Below are 23,881 nucleotides of genomic sequence, written 5' to 3'. Positions count from 1 at the left end.
GCCGTGTCCAAAGTTCTCACCTCCCTGCCTGTCGGCGAGCGCGTCGGGATCGCCTTCTCCGGTGGCCTCGACACCTCGGTAGCCGTCGCGTGGATGCGCGACAAGGGTGCGGTGCCCTGCACCTACACCGCTGACATCGGCCAGTACGACGAGCCCGACATCGCCTCGGTGCCCGGCCGCGCCACGGCCTACGGCGCGGAGGTCGCCCGGCTGGTCGACTGCCGGGCGGCCCTCGTGGAGGAGGGTCTCGCGGCCCTGGCCTGCGGGGCGTTCCACATCCGGTCCGGTGGCCGCAGCTACTTCAACACCACCCCGCTCGGGCGGGCCGTCACCGGCACCCTGCTGGTGCGCGCGATGCTCGAGGACGATGTCCAGATCTGGGGCGACGGCTCCACCTTCAAGGGCAACGACATCGAGCGGTTCTACCGCTACGGTCTGCTGGCCAACCCCTCCCTGCGGATCTACAAGCCGTGGCTGGACGCCGACTTCGTCAGCGAGCTCGGCGGCCGCAAGGAGATGTCGGAGTGGCTGGTCGCCCACGGCCTGCCCTACCGGGACAGCACGGAGAAGGCCTACTCCACCGACGCGAACATCTGGGGCGCGACGCACGAGGCCAAGGCTCTCGAGCACCTTGACGCCGGCATCGAGCTCGTCGAGCCGATCATGGGCGTGCGGTTCTGGGACCCGACCATCGACATAGCGGCCGAGGACGTCACGATCGGCTTCGAGCAGGGCCGGCCGGTGACGATCAACGGCAAGGAGTTCGCCTCCGCCGTCGATCTGGTGCTGGAGGCCAACGCCATCGGCGGCCGGCACGGCCTGGGCATGTCCGACCAGATCGAGAACCGTGTCATCGAGGCCAAGAGCCGCGGCATCTACGAGGCGCCGGGCATGGCGCTGCTGCACACGGCGTACGAGCGGCTGGTCAACGCGATCCACAACGAGGACACCGTCGCCACCTACCACACCGAGGGCCGACGGCTCGGCAGGCTGATGTACGAGGGCCGCTGGCTGGACCCGCAGGCGCTGATGGTGCGCGAGTCGCTGCAGCGCTGGGTCGGCGCGGCGATCACCGGCGAGGTGACCCTGCGGCTGCGGCGCGGTGAGGACTACTCCATCCTGGACACCTCCGGGCCGGCGTTCAGCTACCACCCGGACAAGCTCTCCATGGAGCGGACCGAGGACTCCGCCTTCGGTCCTGTGGACCGGATCGGCCAGCTGACCATGCGCAACCTCGACATCGCGGACTCCCGCGCCAAGCTCGAGCAGTACGCGGGGCTCGGGATGGTCGGCAACTCCCACCCGGCGCTGATCGGCGCCGCGCAGGCGGCCTCGACCGGGCTGATCGGCGCGATGCCGAAGGGCGCGTCCGAGGCGATCGCCTCCTCCGACGGCCAGGTCTCCAGCGACGACCAGCTGCTCGACCGCGCGGCGATGGAGTTCGGCGCCGACTGACGGCCCCTGGTCACCTACGCATCACGCGGCGGCCCTCGCCCGGTTCCGATCCGGACGAGGGCCGCCGCGTTCCGTATGGCGAGGCGCTACTCGTTGTGCAGCACCTCCGCGATCGTCAGCCGAGCCGCGCGCCGCGCCGGGATCAGGGCGCCCAGGACCCCGATCACCAGGCCCGCCAGGGCCAGGCCGGCCAGGGCCGGGGGGTGCCAGACGTCGGTCATGTACGAGGGCAGGGCGATGTCCACCGCGTCCGCCATCCGCGGCACCACCAGGTCGTAGCCCGCGATCCCCAGCGGGATGCCGAGCAAGGAGCCGAGCGCGCCGAGCAACGCCATCGACGTCACCATCATCACCGTCACCTGGCGTGGCGTCATGCCGATGGACTTGAGCATGCCCAGGTCGCGGCGGCGGTCGTGGGTGTTGAGGACGACCGTGTTGAAAACACCGAGCGAGGCGACGACGGCCAGCAACAGGGTGAGGGCCGCCGCGGAGCCGTTGATGGCCTGGGCGGCGGGGTCCGGGCTGTTCAGTTCCAGGTCGGTTCCGGAGTCGGCGGCCTCGACCGCCCGCGCGTAGGCGTCCGCGTCCGCGCCGTCCTGGAGCTTGATGTGGTACTCGAACGGCACCTCCCGGGGGAACAGGGCCATCATCGTCGACCAGTCGCCGATGACCAGCTGGTTGTTCTGCTCCATGACCTCACCGACGACGACCTCCACCTCCCGGCGATCGCCCTTCTCCAGGGTGAGGTGATCGCCGATCCGCAGGCCGTGCCGGCGCAGGAAGGCCGAACTCGCCGCGACCTCGCCCGTTCCACGTGGCCACCGGCCCTTGGTGAGCACGCTGTCCAGCTGGGGACGGTCGCCCCGGCGCGCCCCGAACATGACGTTGCGCGCCGAACCGGCCATGCGCACATCGGTCAGCGAGGCGGCGGTGACCTCGCGCGCGCCCGGCAGCGAGCGCAGCAGGGACTCGAGTTCCCTGTCGCTGTGCCTGACATTGCTCGCGTACACCGAGACCTGGTAGGCGTCCTGTCCCGCGGTCGCGAACCGGGTCATCGTGGTGGCCAGACCGGTCGCGAACGTCACCGTGGTCACCCCGAGGAGCACGGCGGCGAGCGTCAGGCCGCTGCGGCCCGGCCGGGCGAAGGGCAGGCCCACCCCCAGGCTCACCGACCGGGGCAGCCTGCTGCCCGCCAGCCGGCGCTGGACGCCGAGCGCCCGTCCCGCGCGCGGGGCGCTGCCCGCGCTGATCGCCCGCGCGGCTGAGAGCCGGTGTGCGCGCACCGCGGGAAGCAGCGCGGCGAGGGCGCAGACGACGGGCATGCCGAGCAGGGCGAGCGCGTTCACCCAGGGCGGGACGCCGACGTCGTCTCGGAACACCCCGGAGTCGGGGCCGGTGAACACGAACCGGAAGAACGGACGCGATACCACGTTGCCGACAGCGGTGCCGAGCGCACAGCCGACGACGGCGGGCAGGGAGACCATGGTCAGGTAGACGGCGACCACCTGACCCGGTGTGAACCCGAGGGACTTGAGGACCCCGATGTGCCGGAAGCCCGAAATAACGGCGCCGCTGACCACGTTGGCCACGATGAGCACCGCCACCGCGATGCCGAGGACACCGAAGGCCAGCAGATAGGTGGCATAGAGCCGGGCTGGGCCGGCCGTCTGGTGCTTGAGGGTGAGATACGACTCCGAAGCGGTCAGGGCGTGTTTCGGCAGCCCTTGGGTCACCGTGGCCAGTTGCGCGCGCAGCCGGGCGTCCGACGACGCGTCGGTGAAGCGGAAGAGCATCTGGGCGGCGGTCGGGTGCAGGGCCGTGATCTGGTCGGGCGCGACCCAGGCGTCCGCCGCACCGCTGAGTTCGAAGGCGAACCCGACGATGGTGAGCGTCGGCCCCGACGGCAGCCGGATCCGCTTGCCCAGGTCGCGTGCGGTCCAGTCCGACTGCCGGTTCAGGACGATCTCGCCCGGCCGGGTGGCCCAACGGCCCGCCCAGAGATCCACCCGGTCCACCGGGCCCCCGGGTCCGGAGCGGCCCACGACCGTGACCCGGCCGCCGAGACCGTACTGCCCCGCTCCCCTCGGTACATCGACCGTCGCCTGGGCGAACGGCCCGGCGGCTGCCTCGACTCCGGGCCGCCGGGCTGCCCGCGCCAACTGTCTGTCGGACACCTTGGCGGAATCGAAGGCGGCGATCACATGCGGGCCGCGCTGCTTGCCGAAGGTCCGCTCGAAGGGAGACGAGGCCGAGTCGACCAGGCCGAGCGCGATCACCATCGCCCCGGTGGAGACCAGGGTGACCAGCAGGATGACGATCGTCTGGAGCCTGCGCCGCCGTACGGCCGCGCACGCCGCCCGCCACACGGCCCTCATGCGGAGGCCTCCAGGGTGTGTTCGCCGGTCACCCGGCCGTCGGCGAGGAGGACCAGCCGGCTGGCGCAGCGCCGCGCCAGGTGCTCGTCGTGCGTCACCATGATCAGCGTCTGGCCGATCTGGTTGAGGTCCAGCAGCAGATCCATCACCTGCTCGCCGGCCCGGCTGTCCAGGGCACCGGTCGGCTCGTCGGCCAGCAGCAGGGCGGGGCGGTTCATCAGCGCCCGGGCCACCGCGACCCGCTGCCGCTCGCCGCCGCTGAGCACCGCCGGATAGGCCCGGGCGCGGTCCTCGATGCCCAGTTCCTCGAAGAGTTCCAGCGCGCGGCGGCGGGCCTGCCGGGCGGGGGTGCCGGTCAGCTGCGCGGCCAGGGCGACGTTGTCGAGCGCCGACAGGTCGTCGACAAGGTTGAAGAACTGGAAGACCATGCCGATGCGGCGCCGCCGGTACAGGGCGAGACCCTTCTCGCTCAGCTCCCCCACGCTCTCGCCGTGCACGGTGACCGTGCCGTCCGTCGGACGGTCCAAACCGGCGATCATGTTGAGCAGGGTGGACTTACCGCACCCCGAGGGCCCCATCACCGCGACCGCCTCCCCGGCCCGGATCTCCAGGGACACGCCGTCCAGCGCCGTCGTCTCCCCGTATTCCTTGCGTACGCCATCGAGCCGTACGACGACCTCTGCGCTGCTGTGCTCAGTGAACATGCACAGGACGCTAAACGGGGAGCCCGGCCCGAACATCCCTCCCCGGATGGCACCTTCCCGCCCGCCTCATCCCCGGGATGCAGGGCCTGCATCCACAGGCTGATGCGGATCCCGGGGCGGTCTGCCACAGTGGCCCCGTGTGGGAGTGGGAGACAAAGGCGCTGGTGGCGGCGGTAGGGGTGGTGTCGGTCGCCGCCCTGTGGCTGGCGGTGGCGCTGGTGCGTACGCGGCGCCGGTGGCAGACGGCCGTGGGAGAGCGCGGATGGCTGCTGGAGCGGGAGCGGGAGAGCGCCGCGCGCGCCGCGATCGAGGCCGAGCGGGACCGTATCGCCCGGGAGTTGCACGACATCGTCAGCCATAACGTCAGCCTCATGGTGGTCCAGGCCGGGGCCGCCCGCGAGGTGCTGGGCACCATGCCGGACGAGGCCACGGCGGCCCTGCGGGCCGTCGAGGACGCGGGGCGTGGCGCGATGACCGATCTGCGGCATCTGCTGGGGCTGTTGGCGCCGTCGCCCAGCGGCGAGGACACCGACCAGGGGCCGGGCACGGCCGGCGGCGGCGCGGCGGAGCTGGCACCGCAGCCGGGCCTTGACCGGCTGGGCCCGCTCGTCGACCGGATCTCCTTCGCCGGGCTGCCCGTCGAGGTGCGCGTCTCCGGCGAGCCGCGCCCGCTGCCCCAGGGGGTCGATGTGACCGCCTACCGCATCATCCAGGAGGCCCTGACCAACGCGCTCAGACACGGCGACGGCGCCGGCAAGGCCGAGGTGACCGTGCGCTACGCCGATCACGCGCTGCGCGTGGAGGTGCTCAACACCGGCCCCAGCGTGCTGACCGGCGGTGCGCCGGCACAGCCGACACCGCGGCAGCGGGAGGGCACCGGCCGCGGACTGCTGGGCCTGCGGGAACGGGTCGCGGTGTACGGCGGAGACCTGGACGCCCGGCGCCGCCTCGGCGGCGGCTACCGGGTCCGGGCGCGAATCCCCCTGGACCGGCCATGACGGCGGCGCCCGCGGACGAGCGGGCTCCGCGCGTGCTCATCGCCGACGACCAGACACTGATCAGGACCGGCTTCCGGCTGATCCTCACCGCCCGCGGCATCGAGGTGGTGGGCGAGGCGGCCGACGGCGCGGAAGCGGTGGCGGCGGCGCGCGAACTGCGGCCGGACGTGGTGCTGATGGACATCCGTATGCCGACCATGGACGGCCTTGAGGCCACTCGCCGCATCCTGCGCCAGACCCCGGACTGCCGGGTGCTGATGCTGACCACTTTCGACCTGGACCACTATGTGTATACGGCGCTGTCCGTCGGGGCCAGCGGCTTTCTGCTGAAGGACGTCACCCCGGAACACCTGGCGGCGGCCGTACGGCTGGTGGACACGGGCGATGCCCTGCTGGCCCCGTCCATCACCCGGCGGCTGGTGGAGCGCTTCGCCTCACCGTCCGCCCCCGCCCCTGCCCAACACGCCGACCTCGCGGCCCTCACACCCCGTGAGCTGGAGGTCCTTGGCTTGCTTGGGCGTGGCCTGTCCAACGCGGAGCTGGCCGCCGAGCTGACCCTGAGCGAGGCCACGGTGAAGTCCCATGTGGCCCGGATCTTCGCCAAGCTGGCCCTCCGCGACCGCGCCCAGGCCGTCGTGCTCGCGTACGAGACGGGGCTGGTCAGAGCGGGTGACCCGGGTGCGGGCGGCTCCCCGACCCGGTGAAGGCCCGGTGAACGGGGCGGTGAAGGGGTCGGTGAAGGGGTCGGTGAAGGGCCCGGTCACCGGTGGATCAGCGACCGGAAGCCGGCGCGCACATCGGCCTTGGACGCCTTGACGTACACCTTCGACGGCGGGCCGAGGTCGGTGGGCCTGTAGGTGGTGTACGTCAGCTTCCTGGGGCAGCTCGTTCCGCTGATCTCCACCGAGCGGTCGGCCACGAGCTTTCCGGTCCGCAGCTCGTAGACCTTCACCGGAATCGCGATCTTGTGGAATGTCACATCCGTGGGGAAGTTGGGGAAGGACTTGTTCTCGTACGGACACGTCCGGACGGACGTCCCGTAGTCCTCCTCGTCCGCGCAGACCACCAGCACCGCGTGGGCGGCGTCGGTGGTCCGCCACGCGCCCGGGAGCTTGTTCGTGTACGCGTCGTTCCCGTAGAACAGCGCGCGGTTGGTTCCCTTGCCGTAGGGGGCGGCGCCGCTGTACTTGGCCGGTCGGGAACAGTAGTCGGGTTGTGTGTCCGTCGACCCGTCGAGCAGGTCGCGGACGTGTCCCAGCTCGATGGTCAGCGTGGCCCGCCTGACCCCGCCGCGGGCCTTGGCCGCGAGTCCGTCGCCCGGGTACTGGTCGAGGAGTTGCCGATAGCGGTCGCGCGCCTTCTTCCAGTCCTTGCCAGCCATGAGGTCGTCGCCGCATCCGACCAGCGCCGCGGGTGCGGCCCGCTTCGCGGTGTCGGCGGACCGGTCCAGCGCGTTGTGGGTGGGCCGGCGGTGGCGGAGCCAGTCGGTGACCGTGACGGTGCGGCAGGGGTTCTTGGTGGGCAGACCGCCGAGGAATCCGTCCAGCACCGCGTCGACCGTCTTCCCGTTGCCGGGCTGTGCGAGGACCGAGGAGAGCGTGTCGAAGCCCGCCTTCAGGGCGCCGGTGTCCCCGGTCAGCCCGGTGGTCAGATCCGCCTTGGCGGCCCGTAGCCGGTGGCACGCCTTGACGGTCTTGTCGCCGCGGGCGGCCAGCGGGGCGCCGGCTATGCGGTGGCCGGTCCACACCTCGCCCTGCGCGGCCAACACCCGTGCGCAGTCGCCGCTTTCCCGGGCCTCGGTCACGCTCCGCTCGATCCTGGAGGTGTCGAACCGCAGGAACCCGGCGGCCAGCAGCACCGGAGCCGTAACGCCGAGCGCCACCAGACGCCGCGTACGTACGGCCCGGCCGCCCTGCACACCAGGCCCGCCGCGGCCCCGCGCCAGGAGCCACCCGTGCGCGATGCCGGCCACCCACCATACGACCACCACGATCTCGCACCACGGCCGGGCGACCGAGACCAGGACGGAGACGAGGACGACGGTCACCACCGCGGCGGCGACGGCGAGCCTGCGCCGCCCCAGCAGCAGGTAGCCGACGCCGAGCAGGGACGCGTTGCCGAGGGCGCCGGTCAGCGGGTCGGGTGCCCGGCCCCCGGGTGGCGCGGGCTCCGGCACGGCGGCGTACGTCGGGTCAGCCATCTCCTGGTCTCTTCCTCTCACGAAACGTGCGAGCCCCACATGGCGGGCCATCGCATCGTGCGCCCCCGCTCCCGGGACCGGTCCCGGCGGACGCGGCTCCCGGCCCGTACACCGTGGGGCCGTGGATTCGGCCGCGGTCGACTCACCACTTAGAGTGATCGTGAAGGGGGCGGCGATCAGATCTCGGAGGGTGAGTTGTCACAGGGTCCCGTGCGGTTCGCGCTCCTGGGCCCGGTCAGGGCCTGGCGTGGGGAGAGCGAACTCGACCTGGGGCGCCCTCAGCGCAGGGCGATGCTGGCACTGCTGCTGGCAGGGGCCGGGCGGACGGTCTCGATGGGCGACCTGATCGACGCCCTGTGGAGCGAGGACCCGCCGGACAGCGCCGCCAATGTGATCCACCGGCATGTGGGCGCGGTGCGCCGGCTGCTGGAGCCGGAGCTGCCCACGCGGGCGGCGGGCCGTTGGCTGCTGCGCGGTGCCGGTGGCTACCGTCTGGAGGTCGACAACGACTCCCTGGACCTGCTGCGCTTCCGGACCCTGCGGGAGACGGCCCGGCGGGCCGCGGCGGAGGGGGCGGCCGGGCGGGCCGTGGCGCTGAGCGTCGAGGCGCTGGCGCTGTGGCAAGGGCCCGCCGCCTCGGGGATCGCCGCCGAGGTGCGCGGCCACCCGCTGCTCGCGGCGCTGGACCGGGAACACCTGGCGGCGGTCAAGGAGTCGGCCGATCTGGCCCTGAGCGCCGACGCGGCCGACCTGGTGCTGCCGGCGCTGCGGGCGGCCGCCGCCGCGAGCCCGCTGGACGAGCCGCTGCTGTCCCGGCTGGTGCTCGCCCTGACGGCGGCCGGACACCGGTCCGAGGCGCTTGAGGTGTACGAGGGGGCCCGCATACGCCTCACCGACGAACTGGGCATATCGCCCGGCGCGGAGCTGCTGGCTGCTCAGGCGGTGGCGGCCGGGCGTAAGCCCCGGGAGGCGGCGCCTCCGGCAGGCGGGCCCGCCCCTGACGGGCCGTCCGGGCGCACCGGCTACACCGCCCCCAGTCCCGCCCAGCTCCCGCCCGACCTGCCGGTGTTCACCGGCCGCAGAACGGAAATGGCGGAGGTGCTGGCCCGGTTGCCGGGGGCGGGGCAGGACACCTCCACGGTGCTGATCAGCGCCATCGGCGGCATGGCCGGAATCGGCAAGACCACCCTGGCCGTGCACTGGGCCCATCAGGTCGCCGACCGTTTCCCCGACGGGCAGCTCTACGTCAACCTGCGCGGATTCGACCCGACGGGGCCCGCCATGACCCCCGGGGAGGCCGTACGCGGCTTTCTCGACGCCCTGGGTGTGCCGCCGCAGCACATCCCGAACGGCATGGACGCCCAGGCCGCGCTCTACCGCAGCCTGCTGGCCGGGCGCCGGGTCCTGGTGCTGCTGGACAACGCCGCAGGCACGGACCAGGTACGGCCACTGCTGCCCGGCTCGCCCGGCTGTCTCACGATCGTCACCAGCCGCAACCAGATGCAGGGGCTGCTGGCAGCGTACGGCGCCCATGCGCTGAGCCTGCGGCCGCTCGATGTGGACGAGGCCCGTGAGTTCCTGGCCCGTCGGCTCGGGGACGACCGGGTGTCGGATGCCCCGGGAGCCATCGCGGAGATCGCAGAACGGTGCGCCGGGCTGCCGCTGGCCCTGGCCTGCGTCGCCGCCCGCGTGGCGCTGAGTCCCGACGTTCCGCTGTCGGTCGTGGCCGACGAGCTGCGGGAGACCCGGGAAAGCCTCGAGGGGTTCGCGGGCGGTGAGGTGTCCACCGATGTCGGCGCCGTGTTCTCCTGGTCCTGCCGCGCCATCTCCCCCGCCGCCGCCCGGCTGTTCCGGGTGCTCGGCCTGCAGGCCGGCCCTGACATCTCCGCCGCGGCGGCGGCCAGTCTGGTCGGCCTTCCGCTGCGCGAGACATGGCCGTTGCTGACCGAGCTCAGCCAGGTGCAGCTGATCAGCGAACACGCTCCGGGCCGGTACGTCCTGCACGACCTGCTGCGCGCCTACTCCCGGGAGCTGGCGCGGGCCCAGGATTCGCAGGACGAGCGCCGGGCGGCCCTCCACCGGCTGCTCGACCACTATGCACACGCCGCCCACGCCGCGGATCTGCTGCTCGCCCCGCACCTGGACCCGATCCCTCCCGCGCCGCCGCGGCCCGGGGTGACTCTCGAGACCTTCTCCTCCGCCGAGCGGGCACTCGACTGGCTCACCGCCGAGTACCCGGCGCTGCTGCTGGCGGTGGACGTCGCGGTGCGCAACGGATTCGACACCCACGCCTGCCAGTTGGCCTGGGCCCTGGAGGCATTCTTCGACCGCCGGGGCCACTGGCACGACTGGGCCACGGTCCAGCGCGCCGCCCTGGGAGCCGCCCTGCGGACGGGCCTGCCCGCCATGGAGGCCCGCGCCCTGCGGGCCCTCGCCCGCGTCGAGGGCCGCCTCGGCCGGCATGACGAGACCCGTACACATCTCGAACGCGCCCTGCGCCTCTTCACGGAGCTCGGCGACGACATCGGGCGGGGCAACACCCACCGCAGTCTCGGCTGGACCGCCGAGCAACTGGGCGATCTCCGCGGTGCCCTGCGCCACAACCAGCAGGCGCTGGAGCTGTTGCGGTCGACGAAGGACCGGCCCGCGTGGGCGAGCGTGCTGGCCTCGGTGGCCTGGTACCACGCCCTGCTCGGCGAGTACGACCTCGCGTTCAGCCACTGCCGCACGGCGCTGCCGGTGCTGCGGGAGTACGGAGACCGCTACGGCGAGGCCGCGGCCTGGCACAGCATCGGCTACATCCATCAGCAGGTCGGCCGCCATACGCGCGCCCTCGGCGGGTACGGCAACGCCCTCGAGCTGTACCAGGAGCTGGGCGTGCCCTATATGGAGGCCCAGACGCTGACCGACCTCGGGGACGTGCACAGCGCGCTGGGCGACTCCGAAGCCGCCCGGGCCGCCTGGCGGGAGGCATTGTCGCTGCTCAACGGGCTGGAACACCCCGACGCCGGGAAGGTGAGCGCGCGCCTGGCCCCGGGCGGCGAGGCGCACCGGGGGTGACCGGACGCATCACCGGCTGAGGCGCTGTCGCCCCTGTACCATTTGCCGCCGTATCCACCCACTGAGGGCATGTGAGGAGCGAGGGTGTCGCGGGAATCTGTACGGTTCGCGGTGCTGGGGCCCGTACGGGCCTGGCGGGCCGGGGCAGAGCTGGACCTGGGACGCCCCCAACAGCGCGTACTGCTGGGCCTGTTGCTCGCGCGGGCGGGGCGGCCCGTCGGGCTGAGCGAGATCGTGGACGCTCTGTGGGGCGAGGACCCGCCCGGCAGCGCCGTCAACGTCGTCCGCCGGCACATCGGAATCCTGCGCCGCACCCTGGAGCCCGGGCTGCCCCTGAGGGCGCCCGGTCACTGGCTGCTGCGCGAGGCGGCCGGCTACCGGATCGCCGTCGACGCGGACTCGCTGGACCTCCTCGGCTTCCGCCGGCTGCGCGAGCAGGCCGACGAGGCCGCCGACCGGTCCCCCGGGCGGGCCGTGACGCTGCTCACCGAGGCGCTGGCGCTCTGGAAGGGACCGGCCGGCGCCGATGTGTCCGTCGAGATACGGGCGCGCGCCCTTCTCGACGTACTCGACCGGGAACGCCTCGCGGCCGTGAAGGAGCTGGCGGACGCGGCGCTGCGCGCCGGGATGACGGCCCCGGTCCTGGACGAGCTCCGGAAGGCGGCCCTGGCCAACCCGCTGGACGAGCCCCTGCTGGCCAGACTGGTGCGCGCCCTGGCGGCCACCGGCCAGCGGGCCGAGGCGCTGGAGACGCAGCGCGCCGCCGTCGCCCGGCTCGCGGACGAACTGGGCCTGGCCCCGGGGCGGGAGCTGTCCGACGCCCATGCGGCGGTGCTGCGCGAGTCCCGTCCGGCGACGCGCCCCGCCGCGGGCCCTGCCGCGGGCTCCGGGGTCGCGCTCGGCGGGGAGTCGGCGGACGGCGGGATGGTGTCGGCGAGCCCGCTGTCAGCCATCCCCCTGCCGGGGGTCGGGTACTCCGAACCGCGGCCCGCCCAACTGCCCCAGGACCTGCCGGCCTTCTCCGGCCGGCGCGCCCAGTTGGCGAAGCTGTCCGCCCTGCTGCCGGAGGCGGGCCGACCGCTCGACACGGCGGTGATCAGTGTGATCGGGGGGATGGCCGGGGTCGGCAAGACCACGCTGGCCGTGCACTGGGCCCACCAGGTGGCCGACCGCTTCCCGGACGGCCAGTTCTATGTCGACCTGCGCGGATTCGACCCCACCGGCACGGCCCTCGACCCCGGGGAGGCCGTACGCGACTTTCTGTGCGCGCTCGGGGTGCCGCGGCACCGCGTGCCGCACGGCCTGGACGCCCAAACCGCGCTGTACCGGAGCCTGCTGGCCGGGCGGCGCTTTCTCGTTCTGCTGGACAACGCCCTGGACACCGAGCAGGTGCGGCCGCTGCTGCCCGGGGCGCCCGGCTGTCTGGTGATCGTCACCAGCCGGGACACGCTGACCGGGCTGGTCGCCGACCACGGCGCTCATCCGCTGAGCCTGTGCTGGCTGGACGCCGAGGAAGGGCGCGAGTTGCTGGCCGCCCGGCTCGGAGCCGTCCGGGTCGCGGCCGAGCCCCAGGCCGCGGCCGAGATCGTCGAGCTGTGCGCCGGGCTGCCGCTGGCCCTGTCCTGCGTCGCCGCCCGGCTGGCCGCACACCCCGGCTTCCGGCTGTCCGCCCTGGCCGCCGAGCTGCGCGATGCCCACGACCGGCTGGACGCCATCGCCCGAGGGTCCGCCGAGGTCAGCACGGTCTTCTCCTGGTCGTATCGCGCGCTGTCGGCGGGCGCCGCCCGGCTCTTCCGGCTGCTCGCCGGGCACCCCGGCCCCGACCTCTCGGCGTCCGCGGTGGCCGAACTCGCCGCACTCGACGGGCTCGCCGGGCTCGCCGGGCTCGACGCTCAGGAAAGCGCTCGGCTGCTCGCCGAGCTCACCCGGGCCCACCTGGTCGCCGAGCTGAGCCCCGGCCGGTACTCCGTCCACGACCTGCTGCGCTCCTATGCCGCGGGACTCGGCGAGGAGTCGTAGCAGCGGACGTCACCTGGCGTTCACCTTCCGGATGGGGACGCCAACGGTGGTCACTGAAGTGACACTTTTTTGTACTTCCTGCGCTTGTACGGTCACTCACGAAGAGGACAAGGCCCTCATCCCGGCGATAAAAGCCGGGGTCGAGGGCCATTCGTCGGGTGCCGGTGGAGGCGCAAGTGAGAATCGGCCGCACCGCGGAACCGCAGGAGGAGACCCTCGGAACCGTCGCCGAGTACGAGGGCGCGCGGTACTGGAGGTCCGTCGGTCTGGACATCGCCGTCGTGGACGCCGCACCGCGGATGTCCCTCGGCGACGGCCGGTCGGATCCGGCGACGGCCGTATCGGTCCTGTCCGACCAGTCGCCGGGCCGCGGCCCCCGTCTGGGCGCATACGACCCGGGTGACTATCACTTCGTCGGACTGCGGGGCGCGGGCGGTGGCTCCCCCCGGCGCGGTGGGTCCGGCGGGCCTGCCGGGCCCGCCGCGCCGAAGACGCTGCTGCGCCCCGGGGACATCCTCTTCTACGACGCCGAACTCCCCCACCTCCTGGAGATGCCCGCCGGTGCCCGGCTGAAGATCTTCCTGCTGCCACGGCAGCTGCTCGGCGTCGGCAAACACGATCTGCACCGGGTCACAGCGTCCCCCGTCCGCAGTGCGTCGCTGCTCGGCTCCCTGGTGTCGCCGTTCCTGTCCGAGCTGGCCGAGATGGTGACCTCCGCCTCCCCCTCGGTCGGCGAGACCGTCGCCCGCAACGCGCTGGATCTCCTGGCCACCCTGGTCATGGAGCAACACGCCCCGCCGCCCGCCGATATGGCGGACGCGCGCCGGGCGATGCTGCTGAAGATCCAGCGCTTCATCACCCACCACCTCTCCGACCCCGACCTCTCGCCGGAGGCCATCGCCCGCGCCCACCACATCTCGGTGCGCTATCTGCACAAGCTCTTCCGGGACGAGGGCACCACGGTCGGGCGCTGGATACGGGGCCGCCGGCTGGAGGAGTGCCAGCGCGAACTGGTCCTGGCCCGGGGGCGCCAGACCATCGCGGGGGTGGCCCGCCGCTGGGGGTTCATCAGCCCGACCCACTTCAGCCGGGTGTTCCGGGCCACGTACGGGATGTCCCCCAGCGAATGGCAGGGCGCCGCGAGCTGACCGGCGGCGCTCAGCGACCCCGGGGGAAGCAGCGGCACGCCCCCCACGCCGCCGCAGTGACATCAGCCTCCCCCAGCTACCGCTGGGAGGTGCCCCCCGCACCAGACGACGCGGGAACCCACCCCTACTTCCCCGGGGCCGCTCAGCTCGTCGGCGGAGCCCAGTGCGCGTCGGCGGTCGAGACGCGGTGGGTGATCAGCGCGGTGACCAGGAGCAGCAGCAGGGCCAGTCCGAGGGCTGCCTCGAGATGGGTGTGCAGCACCAGCAGGGCGCCGATCAGGGCCCCGAGGAACATCGCCAGTACGGACAGGATCCGCCGGCCCGGCCGGGGTGCCGTGCCGCCCGCCGGGGTGGAGTCGGCGGCGAGCCCGGTCAGGGTGAGGGTGAGAACGGTGGTGGTCATATCGGGGACGCCGAGCCGCCGGGCCACGGCGTTCTGCAGACCCATGGCCAGGCCGAGCAGCACGATCAGGGCGTACTCGACCCCGGTGGTGACCCGGCCGTCGGCCGCGGCCGCGGTGGCCGCCGCCGCGCCGAACAGGACCGTCTGAACACCCGTGGCGACGGCCAGCAGCCGTCCGCGATGTGCCACCAGCCGAGTCGCGAGCCGGCCTCCCGCCAGGGCGCCGGTCAGGAACACGGCCAACGAGACGAGGGACGCCGAGGCCGAGAGCCCCTGGGCGCCGGTCAGGGCGAAGCCGAGGAAGACCACATTGCCCGTCATGTTGGCGACGAAGACATGCCCGAGTCCCAGGTAGCTCACCGCGTCGACGATGCCGGTGACCAGCGTCAGGGTCAGCATCAGCGGTGGCAGCGGGCCGTGCCGGTCCGCGCGGGGCGGTACCAGGGTGCGGGCCGCGTCAGTCAGCAGTGCGCGCATCGGCGGTCATCCTCTCCTCGGCGGTCGGATCCTCGGTGGTCGAGCGGTGCAGGACCAGGCGGGTGAGCAGGCCGCTGGCCAGGCCGAGCGCGATCGTCGCCGACGACAGCCACACCGGCCAGTCCAGACCCATCGCATGGTCGGCGGACCATCGGCCGGAGCCCGTGAAGGACAGCGCCGCGCAGACGACGACCAGCACCAGGGGGTACTCGTAGCCGTCGTTCTGCACCCACAGTCCGTGCTGCCACTTGACGGTGATCGCGACGGTCATCACGCCGATGGCGACCATGGCCGCCATCGGCGTGAGCGCCCCGAGGGCCAGGAACAGGCCCGAACCGATCTGGCCGGCGCCCGCGGCGAGCGCGGTGAGGGAGCCACCGCGAAAGCCGTCGTGCCGGAACTCCTCGATTCCCCCTGCCAGACCGTGGCCGCCGAGGCGGAAGCTCACCTTCTGCACTCCGTGGCCGGCGATGAGCAGGCCCACCACCACCCGGAGGATCAGCAGTCCGGTGTCCATCGTGTTTGGTTCCCGTTCCTGTTCCTGGTCCTGGTCTTATGACCGGTGTCGGGGGTCGGGGTCAGCCGGCCGCGTGGGGGTCGATCATGGACTGTGCGTAGAAGACACCGAGGCCGTAGGCGCCGGCGTGCTCCTTCACGACCTCAGTGACGGGGCCGTACGTCTCCGTTCTCGCCCAGTCGCGCTGCAGCTCCAGCAGCACCTGCACCCAGGTCACCGGCACCGCGCCGGCCTGGATCATCCGCTGGAGCGCGTGTTCGTGGGCCTGGGGGGTGACACCGCCCGAGGCGTCGGAGACGACATAGACCTCATAGCCCTGGGCGATCATGGACAGCACGGGCAGCACCAGGCAGACCTCGGTCCACAGCCCGGCGATGACCACCTTGGTGCGGCCGGTGGCCTTCACCGCCTCGACGAGCGCCGGGTCCTCCCAGGCGTTCATCGAGGTACGGTCGATGATCTCGGCGTCCGGGAAGACCTCCGCCAGCTGCGGCAGGATCGGGCCGGAGAAGGACTCGGCGGCCACGGTGGTCAGGACCGTCGGCACATCGAAGACCTTGGCGGCCTTGGCCAGGCCGACGGTGGCATTGATGATCGCGGTGCGGTCGCCGCTGCCGGTGCCGAAGAACATCTGCGGCTGGTGGTCCACGAACAGCACCACGGCGTTGTCCGGGGTGAGCAGGTCGGGGCTCGGTACGGCGCTGACCTCGTTGATGTCGACCATCGTGGTTTCCCTTCTCGATTCTGGGCAGTTCCGGGCAGTTGTGCGTTGAACGGGGTGAGACACCGTCAGAGGACGAAGCAGGGGTCGTACGGCTCGGGGCGGCCCCCGTCGGCAAGCCCCCGCTGGACGCGCCACTGCCAGTGGAGTTCCGACTCCGCGGCGGCCTCCCCCAGCAGCTCCGCCTGACGGGCACCGGAGCCACCGGCTCCTCCGGTGGCCCAGTGGCCGCCGAAGTGCGCCACCGGGCTCCACTCGGGGCTGACGGCCGGGATCTCCTCCGCCATCCCCTCGTACTCCGCCACGGCGTGGACGACCCGGCCGCCGACGACGGTCAGCAGCGACTCGATATGCGGGATGTCTCCCTCCCGCACGGTGAAGTAGTCGTCGGACAGGATCGCGAGGTCGCCGAAGAAGCCCTCCCGCAGGATGCCCTTGACGTGCTCCTCGCCGGTCAGCGCGGCACCGGCCCGGGTGTACATGGTCAGAGCGGTCTCCCGGTCGACCCGGTTCTGCGGCGGCCGCAGGGCCATTCCGCCCAGCGTCCGGCCGGAGATCAGCCAGTGCAGCGCGACCCAGGGGTTGTAGGAGGACACCCGGGTGGCGTCGGTGCCGGCGCCGACGGTCAGCCCGCGCGCCAGCATGGCCCGCACCGGCGGGGCCTCGGCGGCGGCGCCGAGGCCGTACCGGCGCGCGAACACCTCGCCCTGGAACGACATCCGGTTCTGTACGGACATCGCCCCGCCGAGGGCCGCGACGCGGTCGAGGCTGTCCGGGGACACGGTCTCCGCATGGTCGAACAGCCATCTGTTCCCGGCCGGGAACAGCCCCTCGGCGGCAAGCTTCTCGAACACCGCCAGGTCGCGCCTGATGGTCTCGTCATAGGTGGCGTGCAGCCGGAAACCCCAGCCGTGCCCCATGAGGAGCCGTACCGCCTTCTCGAACCCGGTCTCGTAGTCGCCGCTCAGTTCCGGGCGGGGCTCGGCGAAGTTCTCGAAGTCGGCGGCGGCCCAGGTCAGGTTCTCGCCCGCGCCGTTCAGCCGCAGCCACTCGTCCCCGTCCTCGGGGCGGACCATCTCGATCCAGCGGGCGAGGTCGTCGAGCTCCTGGCCGGCGGTCTGCGGAAACAGGTGGTAGGCGATACGCAGCGTCAGCTGCCCGTCCCTGGCCAGTTCGGTGACCGTGCCGTAGTTGTCGGGGAAGTTCTGGAAACCTCCGGCGGCGTCGATCGCGGAGGTCAGCCCGAAGCGGTTCAGCTCGCGCAGAAAGTGCTGGGTGGAGGTCTTCTTGTCCTCCCCCTCCAGTGTGGGGGCCTTGGCGAGCGTGGAGTAGAGGATCAGGGCGCTGGGGGCGGCCACCAGCATCCCGTTGGGCTCGCCGTTTCTGCCCCGTACGATCTGGCCGCCGCGGGGGTCGGGGGTGTCCTTGGTGTAGCCGACGGCGCGCAGCGCCGCCCGGTTCAGGATCGCCGACTGGTACAGATGCAGGACGAAGACCGGGGTGTCCGGTGCGGCGGCGTTGAGCTCGGCGGGGGTGGGCAGCCGCCGTTCGGCGAACTGCTCGGCCGACCACCCTCCCACCACCCGCACCCACTGCCCCTTGGGGGTGCGGGCCGCCTGCTCCCGCAGCATCGCCAGGGCCTGACGCAGCGTGGGCACACCGTCCCAGCGCAGTTCGAGGACATAGTTGAGGCCTCCCCGGATCACATGCAGATGGGCGTCGTTGAGCCCAGGGATCACGCGTCGGCCGAACGCGTCGACCACGGTGGTGGCCGGGCCGACGAAGGGCGCGACCTCCGCGTCGTCCCCGACGGCCGTGACGAGGCCGTCGCGGATGGCCAGGGCGCCGGCGTGCGGGCGCCCGCTGTCCCCGGTGTAGATCTTGGCATTGCGGACGATCAGGTCCGCGGCATCGTCGGCGGCGTGCGGAACCAGGCCGCCGACCGGCATCGTAGGCACCTCGGCAGACTCCAAATAACGACATCGGGAATACCCAGGACATTAGGGTTCGTCGACGCCCCCGTATTGCCCGGCAGCGCACTGTTTCCGGCCCGACAGCGCACGGCGCGGCGCCGCGTCCCACGAATGGCGCTGCGGGGAAAGACCCGGTGCGCTGACGGGCAAGAGTCTTCCGCCGGCCGACCTAAGGTGGCCACAGCAACCGGGAGATTTACCCCTTCTTCCCGGCATTCCCATTCGTATCCCCGCACCACTCGGGAGCCCCACATGTCCGACGCCATCGTGCCGGTCCAGCCCGTCCTGGAGCCGGCCGCGGCCGCCTTCGCCGAAGCCACCGCCAAGCCGCCGTTCCTCTTCGATCTGCCCCCGGCGGAGGGCCGGGCGGCGGTCGACGAGGTGCAGTCCGGCGAGATCGACAAGCCGGAGGTGGACGAGGAGTGGATCACCGTGGCCGGTGGTCCGACGGGCAGTGTCCGGGCCCGGATCGTCAAGCCGGCGGGGGCCACCGGGGAACTGCCGGTGATCCTGTACATCCACGGTGCCGGTTGGGTGTTCGGCAATGCCCACACCCATGACCGCCTGGTGCGTGAACTCGCCGTCGGCGCGGGCGCGGCCGTGGTCTTCCCCGAGTACGACCTGTCGCCGGAGGCCCGGTACCCGGTGGCCATCGAGCAGAACTACGCGGTCGCCCAGTGGGTGGTCCGGGAGGGCGCGTCCAAGGGGCTTGACGGCACCCGTCTGGCCGTCGCCGGGGACTCGGTCGGCGGCAACATGACCGCGGCGCTGACCTTGATGGCCAAGGAGCGCGGCGATGTGCCGCTGGTCCAGCAGGTGCTGTTCTACCCGGTCACCGACGCGAACTTCGACACCGGTTCGTACCACCAGTTCGCCACCGGATACTTCCTGCGCCGGGACGGCATGCAGTGGTTCTGGGACCAGTACACCACCGACGAGGCGCAGCGGGCCGAGATCACCGCCTCCCCGCTCCGCGCCACCACGGAGCAGCTCACCGGTCTGCCTCCGGCCCTGGTCATCACCGGCGAGGCGGATGTCCTCCGGGACGAGGGCGAGGCGTACGCCAACAAGCTCCGCGAGGCCGGTGTCGCGGTCACCTCCGTGCGTTTCCAGGGCATCATCCACGACTTCGTCATGCTCAACGCCCTGCGTGAGACGCATGCGGCGGAAGCCGCCATCAAGCTGGCCGCGGACACGCTGGGCGCCGCGCTCAACGAGCGCTGAGAAGGAGTTCTGATATGACCTCGCCTACCACCCCGACCGTTCTCCTGGTCCACGGCGCATTCGCCGACGCGGGCAGCTGGTCCGGCGTCATCCGCGAGCTGCAGAGCCACGGCGTGTCCGTGGTGGCGCCGCCCAACCCGCTGCGGGGACTCGCCTCCGACGCCGCGTACGTCGCCTCCGTCGCCGCCCAGATCGACGGCCCCGTCATCCTGGTCGGCCACTCCTACGGCGGTGCGATCATCACCGTCGCCGGGGCCACCGAGAACGTCGTCGGGCTGGTGTTCGTCGCCGCGTACGTCCTGGAGGAGGGCGAGAGCCTCGGCGAGCTGCAGGGGCGCTTCCCGGCACCGCCGCTGGCGGACAACCTGCGCCCCGCGACCTTCCCGGTCGAGGGCGCCGAGCCCGCGGTGGAGCTCACCATCGTGCCCGAGTCCTTCCCGTCGGTGTTCGCCGCCGACGTGCCCGAGGAGGTCACCAAGGTCCTGGCGGTCGCGCAGCGCCCGCTCGCCGCGGCGGCGTTCGACGAGCCGGCCCAGGCCACCGCCTGGCGGACCAAGCCCTCCTGGGCGCTGGTGGCCGACGCGGACCAGGCCATCAACCCCGAGGTGCAGCGCTTCGCGGCGAAGCGGGCGGGGGCGACCATCGTCGAGGTCGAAGGGGCCTCGCACGCCGTCGCGGTGTCCCAGCCGAAGGCCGTCGCGGACCTCATCCTCGACGCCGTCCGCGCGACGGGCTGACGCCTCTGGCCCAGGCCTCGATACGCACGCAAGCCCGGCCGGGGCACTCCCCGGCCGGGCTTGCGGCCGTTATGAGGTCCGGGTCACCGTGACGACCGCGGCCAGCAGCGCCAGCACGATCCCCGTGGCCAGGGCCGGCACCGGGGAGAACACGGTCAGCAGGACGAGGGCGGCGGCGACGAGGAAGGGCACCGACTCGCCGGCGCACTGCTGGTGGGGCCGCAGATGCAACGCCCATACGATGAGCAGGAAGACGGCCGCCGGAACGGCCACCATGGCACCGGCGACCTGCGAGGGCACGTCCGTGCGGTGGGTGACCTGGTCGGCGCTCACCCCCAGCCCCGCCCCGATGGCGGCCGCCGAACCGAAGATCAGGTAGTGGCCGTACGCCCACCGGAATCGTCTGCCGGGGGCCTGGTGCGTGGTGGCGAGCAGGGTGTGCGCGGGGCGGGCGAAGTACAGCCACCACATGGCGAAGACCATGAGCAGCCCGCCCGCCGCCACCGCGTACAGCGCCCCGGTGGGGTGTTCGTCGAAGGCGGTGCGGACCGCGGCCGTGGCGGAGGCGACGGATTCGCCGAGCACGATCAGCGTGAACAGCTCGTAGCGCTCGGCGATGTGGTGCGGATGCCAGGGGGTCATCCCGGCCGACTGCGCCCACACCGGTACGGCCACCTCCGCCACCACCAGCACCGCGATGCCCGGCGCATGCACCGCGTCCGGCAGGAACAGCAGCGCGACCCAGCCGATCTGACAGGCCACCACTCCGCAGGCGAAGCGCAGGGTGGTCCGCCGCCTTTCGGGGTCGGCCCGCGAGGCGCGCAGCCACAGCGCGGCCAGCGCGGTGCGCATCACGACGTACCCCAGGACGATGACGCTGAGGTCGTCCCCCTCGAACGCCCGCCGCACACCGGCCGCGAGGATCAGCGATCCGGTGATCTGGACGAACACCGTCAGCCGGTACGGGGTGTCCTGCGGGTCGTAGGCGGAGGCGAACCACGTGAAGTTCATCCACGCCCACCACACGCTGAAGAAGACGATCAGGTAGTGCAGGACACCCGACGCATAGTGGCCGCTGGTGACCGCGTGGTGGAGGCTGAAGGATGCCTGGCTCACGGCGACCACGAAGCACAGGTCGAAGAGCAGTTCCAGTGATGTCGCCACGCGGTGCTTCTCGCGCGGGTCACGAGCCCGCATGGACGGCCCGGTGGACGGTGGGATTCGCATAGATCATGTTCCTGAGTCGCTCGACGGGCACCTCCGCGATGACGGCGACCCAGGTCGTACAGTACTTCGCCGCCCGCGCACCCCGCCAAGGCGGCCCGGGCCAGGACACGGCCAGGACACGGCCAGGACACGGCCACGGTTATTCATCTCTGCCACAGATAACAGTCGTCCCCGATCATCGCCGTGACAGGGGAAGCATCCGACGCCTGCCGAGCGCTTGCACCCATGCGAGCGCCGAAGCAGTCGCTCCACCACCGCTAAGCCCCGTCCGAGAAGGTGTCCGAGCCCATGACCACCACCAGGCTCCTTTCCTCCCACCCGACCGCTCCCCCCGTACACCGCGCCGCGCCCGCGCGGGCCGGCTCCGGTGTTCCGGGGTGGCTGGTGGCGCTGCTGGCCGTCGGCACCGGCCTGACGGCCGCCAACCTCTACTACGCCCAGCCCCTGCTGGCCTCGCTGAGCAAGGTCTTCCACATCGACACCGCCACCGCGGGCGGGCTGATCACGCTCACCCAGATCGGCTATGTGGTGGGCATGCTCTTCCTGGTCCCGCTCGGCGACCGGTTCGAGAAGCGCCGGCTCGTCACCGTCCTGCTGGCGGTCACCACGGTCGCCCTGCTCGTCGCCGGTACGGCGGCCAGCTTCCCGGTACTCCTGCTCGCATCCCTGGTCAGCGGGGCCACCTCGGTCGTGGCCCAGATCCTGGTCCCGTTCGCCGCGAGCCTGGCCCCCGACCACGCCCGGGGCCGGATCGTGGGCCGGGTGATGAGCGGACTGCTCACCGGCATCCTGCTCTCCCGCACGCTCAGCAGCCTGGTCTCCGATGTGGCCGGGTGGCGGGTGGTCTACCTGGGCTCGGCGGTCCTGATGGCGCTGCTGGCCGTGGCCCTGTACCGGGCCCTGCCCGAGCACGCCCCGACCACCGGCGCCCCGTACCACCATGTGCTCCGCTCCACCGTCCGGCTGGTGCGCACCCACCCGGCGCTGCTGCGCCGAGGGCTGTACCAGGCCGCGATGTTCGGTGCGTTCAGCGCCTTCTGGACCACCGTCTCGTATCAGCTCACCGGCCCGGAGTTCCACTACTCCGCGATCGGTGTGGGGATCTTCGCCCTGGTCGGCGCCGCGGGTGCGGCCGTGGCACCGCTGGCCGGACACTGGGCCGACCGCGGGCTGGCGCGGCCGATGTCCGGTGCCGCCTTCGCCGTCGCGGCGCTCGCCTCCGCGCTCGCCGGCTTCGGCCAGCACAGCGTCGTCCTGATCGCGCTGGCCGCGATCCTGCTCGACATGGCGGTGCAGACCACCCTCATCCTCGGCCAGCACACCGTCTACCGGCTGGACCCGGCCGCCCGCGCCCGCCTCAACAGCGCCTTCATCGCCATCTTCTTCGCCGGGGGCGCCCTCGGATCGCAGCTCGGTTCCCTCGTCCACCGCGCGGGCGGCTGGACCGCGGTCGCCGCGCTCGGGGCCGTCCTGCCCGTCCTGGCGCTGCTCTACTGGACCACGGAGCACTGGACCGCGGAGCACCGGAGGGCCCGGCGCGCCGCCCACTGATGGCACACACCGGCCCGTACGCGAGCGCCGACACCCGGGGACGGGGTCGGCGCTCGGGTCATACGGCCGCGGGCGTGATGTGGCGCAGCAGCGCGGCGGTCGCCGGTGGAGATTCCCCCCGGGGCCGCACCACCATGACGTGCCAGCGCGGCGGGTTCCGGACGAATCGGCGCAGCGCCAGGTCGGGGAAGCGAGCGGCGATCGACTCCGGTATGACGCACACCCCGAGGTCGTGCCGGACCAGTTCGGACGCGGCGACGATGTCGTTGACCTCGAAGGCCGGGACGCGCTCGACCAGGGCGGCCCGGAAGGCCCGGTCCACCGCGGAGCGGATCGCCCAGCCGGGCGTGAAGTCGATGAACGGCATCCGGGCGACCTCGGCGAAGGTGACCTGGTCGTCCTGGGCGAAGCCACGTACCGGCGAGGCCGCGAGCACCATCTCCTCGCGCACCAGCGGCCGGACCAGCAACCCCCGCTGCTGCTGACGGTCGAGGGCCACCACGGCCAGGTCCACCGAGCCGTCGCGCAGCGCCTCCCGGATATCGGCCACCGGCCCCTGCCGGAGCCGGACCACCACCCGTGGGTGTTCCGCCCGAAGCCGGGCCAGCGCACGGTGCAGCCCGACCCAGACGCCCTGCATCGTGCCGACCGTGACCTGCCCCCGCAGCTCGCCCCGCGCCACGTCGACCGCCGCCCGTGCCTGCTCCGCCGCCCGCAGCGCCGCGCGGGCGGCGGGCACGAACGCCTCACCGGCCGGGGTGAGGGCGACCCGGTGCGTGGTGCGGTCGAAGAGCCGGGTCCCCATCTCCTTCTCCAGCGCGCGGACCGTACCGGACACCGCCGACTGCACCACATGCAGCCGCCGCGCCGCCGCGGTGAACCCGCCTTCCTCGGCGACCGCGACGACGACCTCCATCTGCCGCAGATCCATCTCCACTCCCCGACGGACGACCCGTTGCGGCCATCTCCTGACGAGATCAGCGCACTCACCGATCATCGCATGCCAGGATCAGCCGCGCCCGTCGTCAGTGCGCTGTGGGGCAAGGTCCCGTGCACCCGTCGGCATACCGCCACCGCCTGGCGGGTTAGGTT

18 protein-coding genes are annotated in these 23,881 nt (G+C 72.5%); 9 read left to right on the top strand and 9 right to left on the bottom strand.

Annotation, left to right across the window (positions count from 1 at the left end):
- The first annotated feature begins 3 nt into the window (after positions 1-3).
- Positions 4-1,455 carry an argininosuccinate synthase gene (argG, locus tag ACH4U7_RS41240; RefSeq protein ID WP_398532921.1) on the top strand — a complete coding sequence of 484 codons (1,452 nt, stop codon included), beginning with the start codon at positions 4-6 and terminating at the stop codon, positions 1,453-1,455.
- Positions 1,456-1,541: 86 nt separating this feature from the next.
- Here the strand turns inward: argG and ACH4U7_RS41235 are convergent, their stop codons facing one another.
- Together ACH4U7_RS41235 and ACH4U7_RS41230 are read right to left on the bottom strand one after the other, a co-directional pair.
- Positions 1,542-3,830, bottom strand: coding sequence for an ABC transporter permease (locus ACH4U7_RS41235; RefSeq protein WP_398532920.1), 2,289 nt, complete (start codon positions 3,828-3,830; stop codon positions 1,542-1,544).
- The gene (locus ACH4U7_RS41230) at positions 3,827-4,534 is read right to left on the bottom strand and encodes an ABC transporter ATP-binding protein (protein ID WP_398532919.1); all 708 of its coding nucleotides are present in this window, start codon (positions 4,532-4,534) and stop codon (positions 3,827-3,829) included. The genes ACH4U7_RS41235 and ACH4U7_RS41230 overlap by 4 nt, the downstream gene beginning before the upstream one ends.
- Positions 4,535-4,671: 137 nt before the next feature.
- On the opposite strand from ACH4U7_RS41230, the gene ACH4U7_RS41225 reads away from it, so the two are divergent.
- Positions 4,672-5,532, top strand: coding sequence for a sensor histidine kinase (locus ACH4U7_RS41225; protein WP_398532918.1), 861 nt, complete (start codon positions 4,672-4,674; stop codon positions 5,530-5,532).
- Positions 5,529-6,236 carry a response regulator gene (locus ACH4U7_RS41220; RefSeq protein WP_398532917.1) on the top strand — a complete coding sequence of 236 codons (708 nt, stop codon included), beginning with the start codon at positions 5,529-5,531 and terminating at the stop codon, positions 6,234-6,236. The genes ACH4U7_RS41225 and ACH4U7_RS41220 overlap by 4 nt, the downstream gene beginning before the upstream one ends.
- A 56-nt stretch (positions 6,237-6,292) precedes the next feature.
- Here the strand turns inward: ACH4U7_RS41220 and ACH4U7_RS41215 are convergent, their stop codons facing one another.
- A complete protein-coding gene (locus tag ACH4U7_RS41215) occupies positions 6,293-7,732 on the bottom strand; it encodes a tol-pal system YbgF family protein (protein ID WP_398532916.1) in 1,440 nt (479 codons plus the stop codon).
- Positions 7,733-7,927: 195 nt separating this feature from the next.
- On the opposite strand from ACH4U7_RS41215, the gene ACH4U7_RS41210 reads away from it, so the two are divergent.
- The 3 genes from ACH4U7_RS41210 to ACH4U7_RS41200 all read left to right on the top strand — a co-directional run bounded on the left by ACH4U7_RS41210 (position 7,928) and on the right by ACH4U7_RS41200 (position 13,959).
- Positions 7,928-10,792 carry an AfsR/SARP family transcriptional regulator gene (locus ACH4U7_RS41210; RefSeq protein WP_398532915.1) on the top strand — a complete coding sequence of 955 codons (2,865 nt, stop codon included), beginning with the start codon at positions 7,928-7,930 and terminating at the stop codon, positions 10,790-10,792.
- 84 nt (positions 10,793-10,876) lie between these two features.
- Positions 10,877-12,811, top strand: a complete 1,935-nt coding sequence (locus ACH4U7_RS41205) for an AfsR/SARP family transcriptional regulator (protein WP_398532914.1) — start codon at positions 10,877-10,879, stop codon at positions 12,809-12,811.
- Between the two features lie 176 nt (positions 12,812-12,987).
- Entirely contained in the window at positions 12,988-13,959 is a 972-nt protein-coding gene (locus ACH4U7_RS41200) for a helix-turn-helix domain-containing protein (protein WP_398532913.1), read from the top strand.
- Positions 13,960-14,101: 142 nt separating this feature from the next.
- Here the strand turns inward: ACH4U7_RS41200 and ACH4U7_RS41195 are convergent, their stop codons facing one another.
- The 4 genes from ACH4U7_RS41195 to ACH4U7_RS41180 all read right to left on the bottom strand — a co-directional run bounded on the left by ACH4U7_RS41195 (position 14,102) and on the right by ACH4U7_RS41180 (position 18,026).
- On the bottom strand, positions 14,102-14,839 hold the full coding sequence (locus tag ACH4U7_RS41195; RefSeq protein WP_398532912.1) for a YoaK family protein: 738 nt from the start codon (positions 14,837-14,839) through the stop codon (positions 14,102-14,104).
- Positions 14,820-15,356: a DoxX family protein gene (locus ACH4U7_RS41190; protein WP_398532911.1), complete on the bottom strand. Its 537-nt coding sequence runs from the start codon at positions 15,354-15,356 to the stop codon at positions 14,820-14,822. The genes ACH4U7_RS41195 and ACH4U7_RS41190 overlap by 20 nt, the downstream gene beginning before the upstream one ends.
- 61 nt (positions 15,357-15,417) lie before the next feature.
- Positions 15,418-16,080, bottom strand: a complete 663-nt coding sequence (locus ACH4U7_RS41185) for a hydrolase (RefSeq protein WP_385622979.1) — start codon at positions 16,078-16,080, stop codon at positions 15,418-15,420.
- Positions 16,081-16,145: 65 nt separating this feature from the next.
- Positions 16,146-18,026: an amidohydrolase gene (locus ACH4U7_RS41180; RefSeq protein WP_398532910.1), complete on the bottom strand. Its 1,881-nt coding sequence runs from the start codon at positions 18,024-18,026 to the stop codon at positions 16,146-16,148.
- A 276-nt stretch (positions 18,027-18,302) separates the two neighbouring features.
- Between ACH4U7_RS41180 and ACH4U7_RS41175 the strand changes: the two genes are divergently transcribed.
- Together ACH4U7_RS41175 and ACH4U7_RS41170 are read left to right on the top strand one after the other, a co-directional pair.
- A complete protein-coding gene (locus tag ACH4U7_RS41175) occupies positions 18,303-19,274 on the top strand; it encodes an alpha/beta hydrolase (RefSeq protein ID WP_398532909.1) in 972 nt (323 codons plus the stop codon).
- Positions 19,275-19,288: 14 nt separating this feature from the next.
- Entirely contained in the window at positions 19,289-20,011 is a 723-nt protein-coding gene (locus tag ACH4U7_RS41170) for an alpha/beta fold hydrolase (protein WP_398532908.1), read from the top strand.
- 69 nt (positions 20,012-20,080) lie between these two features.
- Here ACH4U7_RS41170 and ACH4U7_RS41165 read toward each other — a convergent pair whose 3' ends face one another.
- Positions 20,081-21,175 (bottom strand): low temperature requirement protein A, encoded by a 1,095-nt coding sequence (locus tag ACH4U7_RS41165; protein ID WP_398532907.1) that lies wholly within the window; start codon positions 21,173-21,175, stop codon positions 20,081-20,083.
- Positions 21,176-21,526: 351 nt separating this feature from the next.
- On the opposite strand from ACH4U7_RS41165, the gene ACH4U7_RS41160 reads away from it, so the two are divergent.
- The gene (locus tag ACH4U7_RS41160) at positions 21,527-22,789 is read left to right on the top strand and encodes an MFS transporter (RefSeq protein WP_398532906.1); all 1,263 of its coding nucleotides are present in this window, start codon (positions 21,527-21,529) and stop codon (positions 22,787-22,789) included.
- Between the two features lie 58 nt (positions 22,790-22,847).
- Here ACH4U7_RS41160 and ACH4U7_RS41155 read toward each other — a convergent pair whose 3' ends face one another.
- Positions 22,848-23,720, bottom strand: a complete 873-nt coding sequence (locus tag ACH4U7_RS41155; protein ID WP_398532905.1) for a LysR family transcriptional regulator — start codon at positions 23,718-23,720, stop codon at positions 22,848-22,850.
- Positions 23,721-23,881: the final 161 nt, after the last annotated feature.

The organism is Streptomyces sp. NPDC020845 (assembly GCF_044334165.1).
In the GTDB taxonomy this organism is placed as follows: domain Bacteria; phylum Actinomycetota; class Actinomycetes; order Streptomycetales; family Streptomycetaceae; genus Streptomyces.
This window is presented reverse-complemented; position numbering and strand designations above follow the sequence as displayed.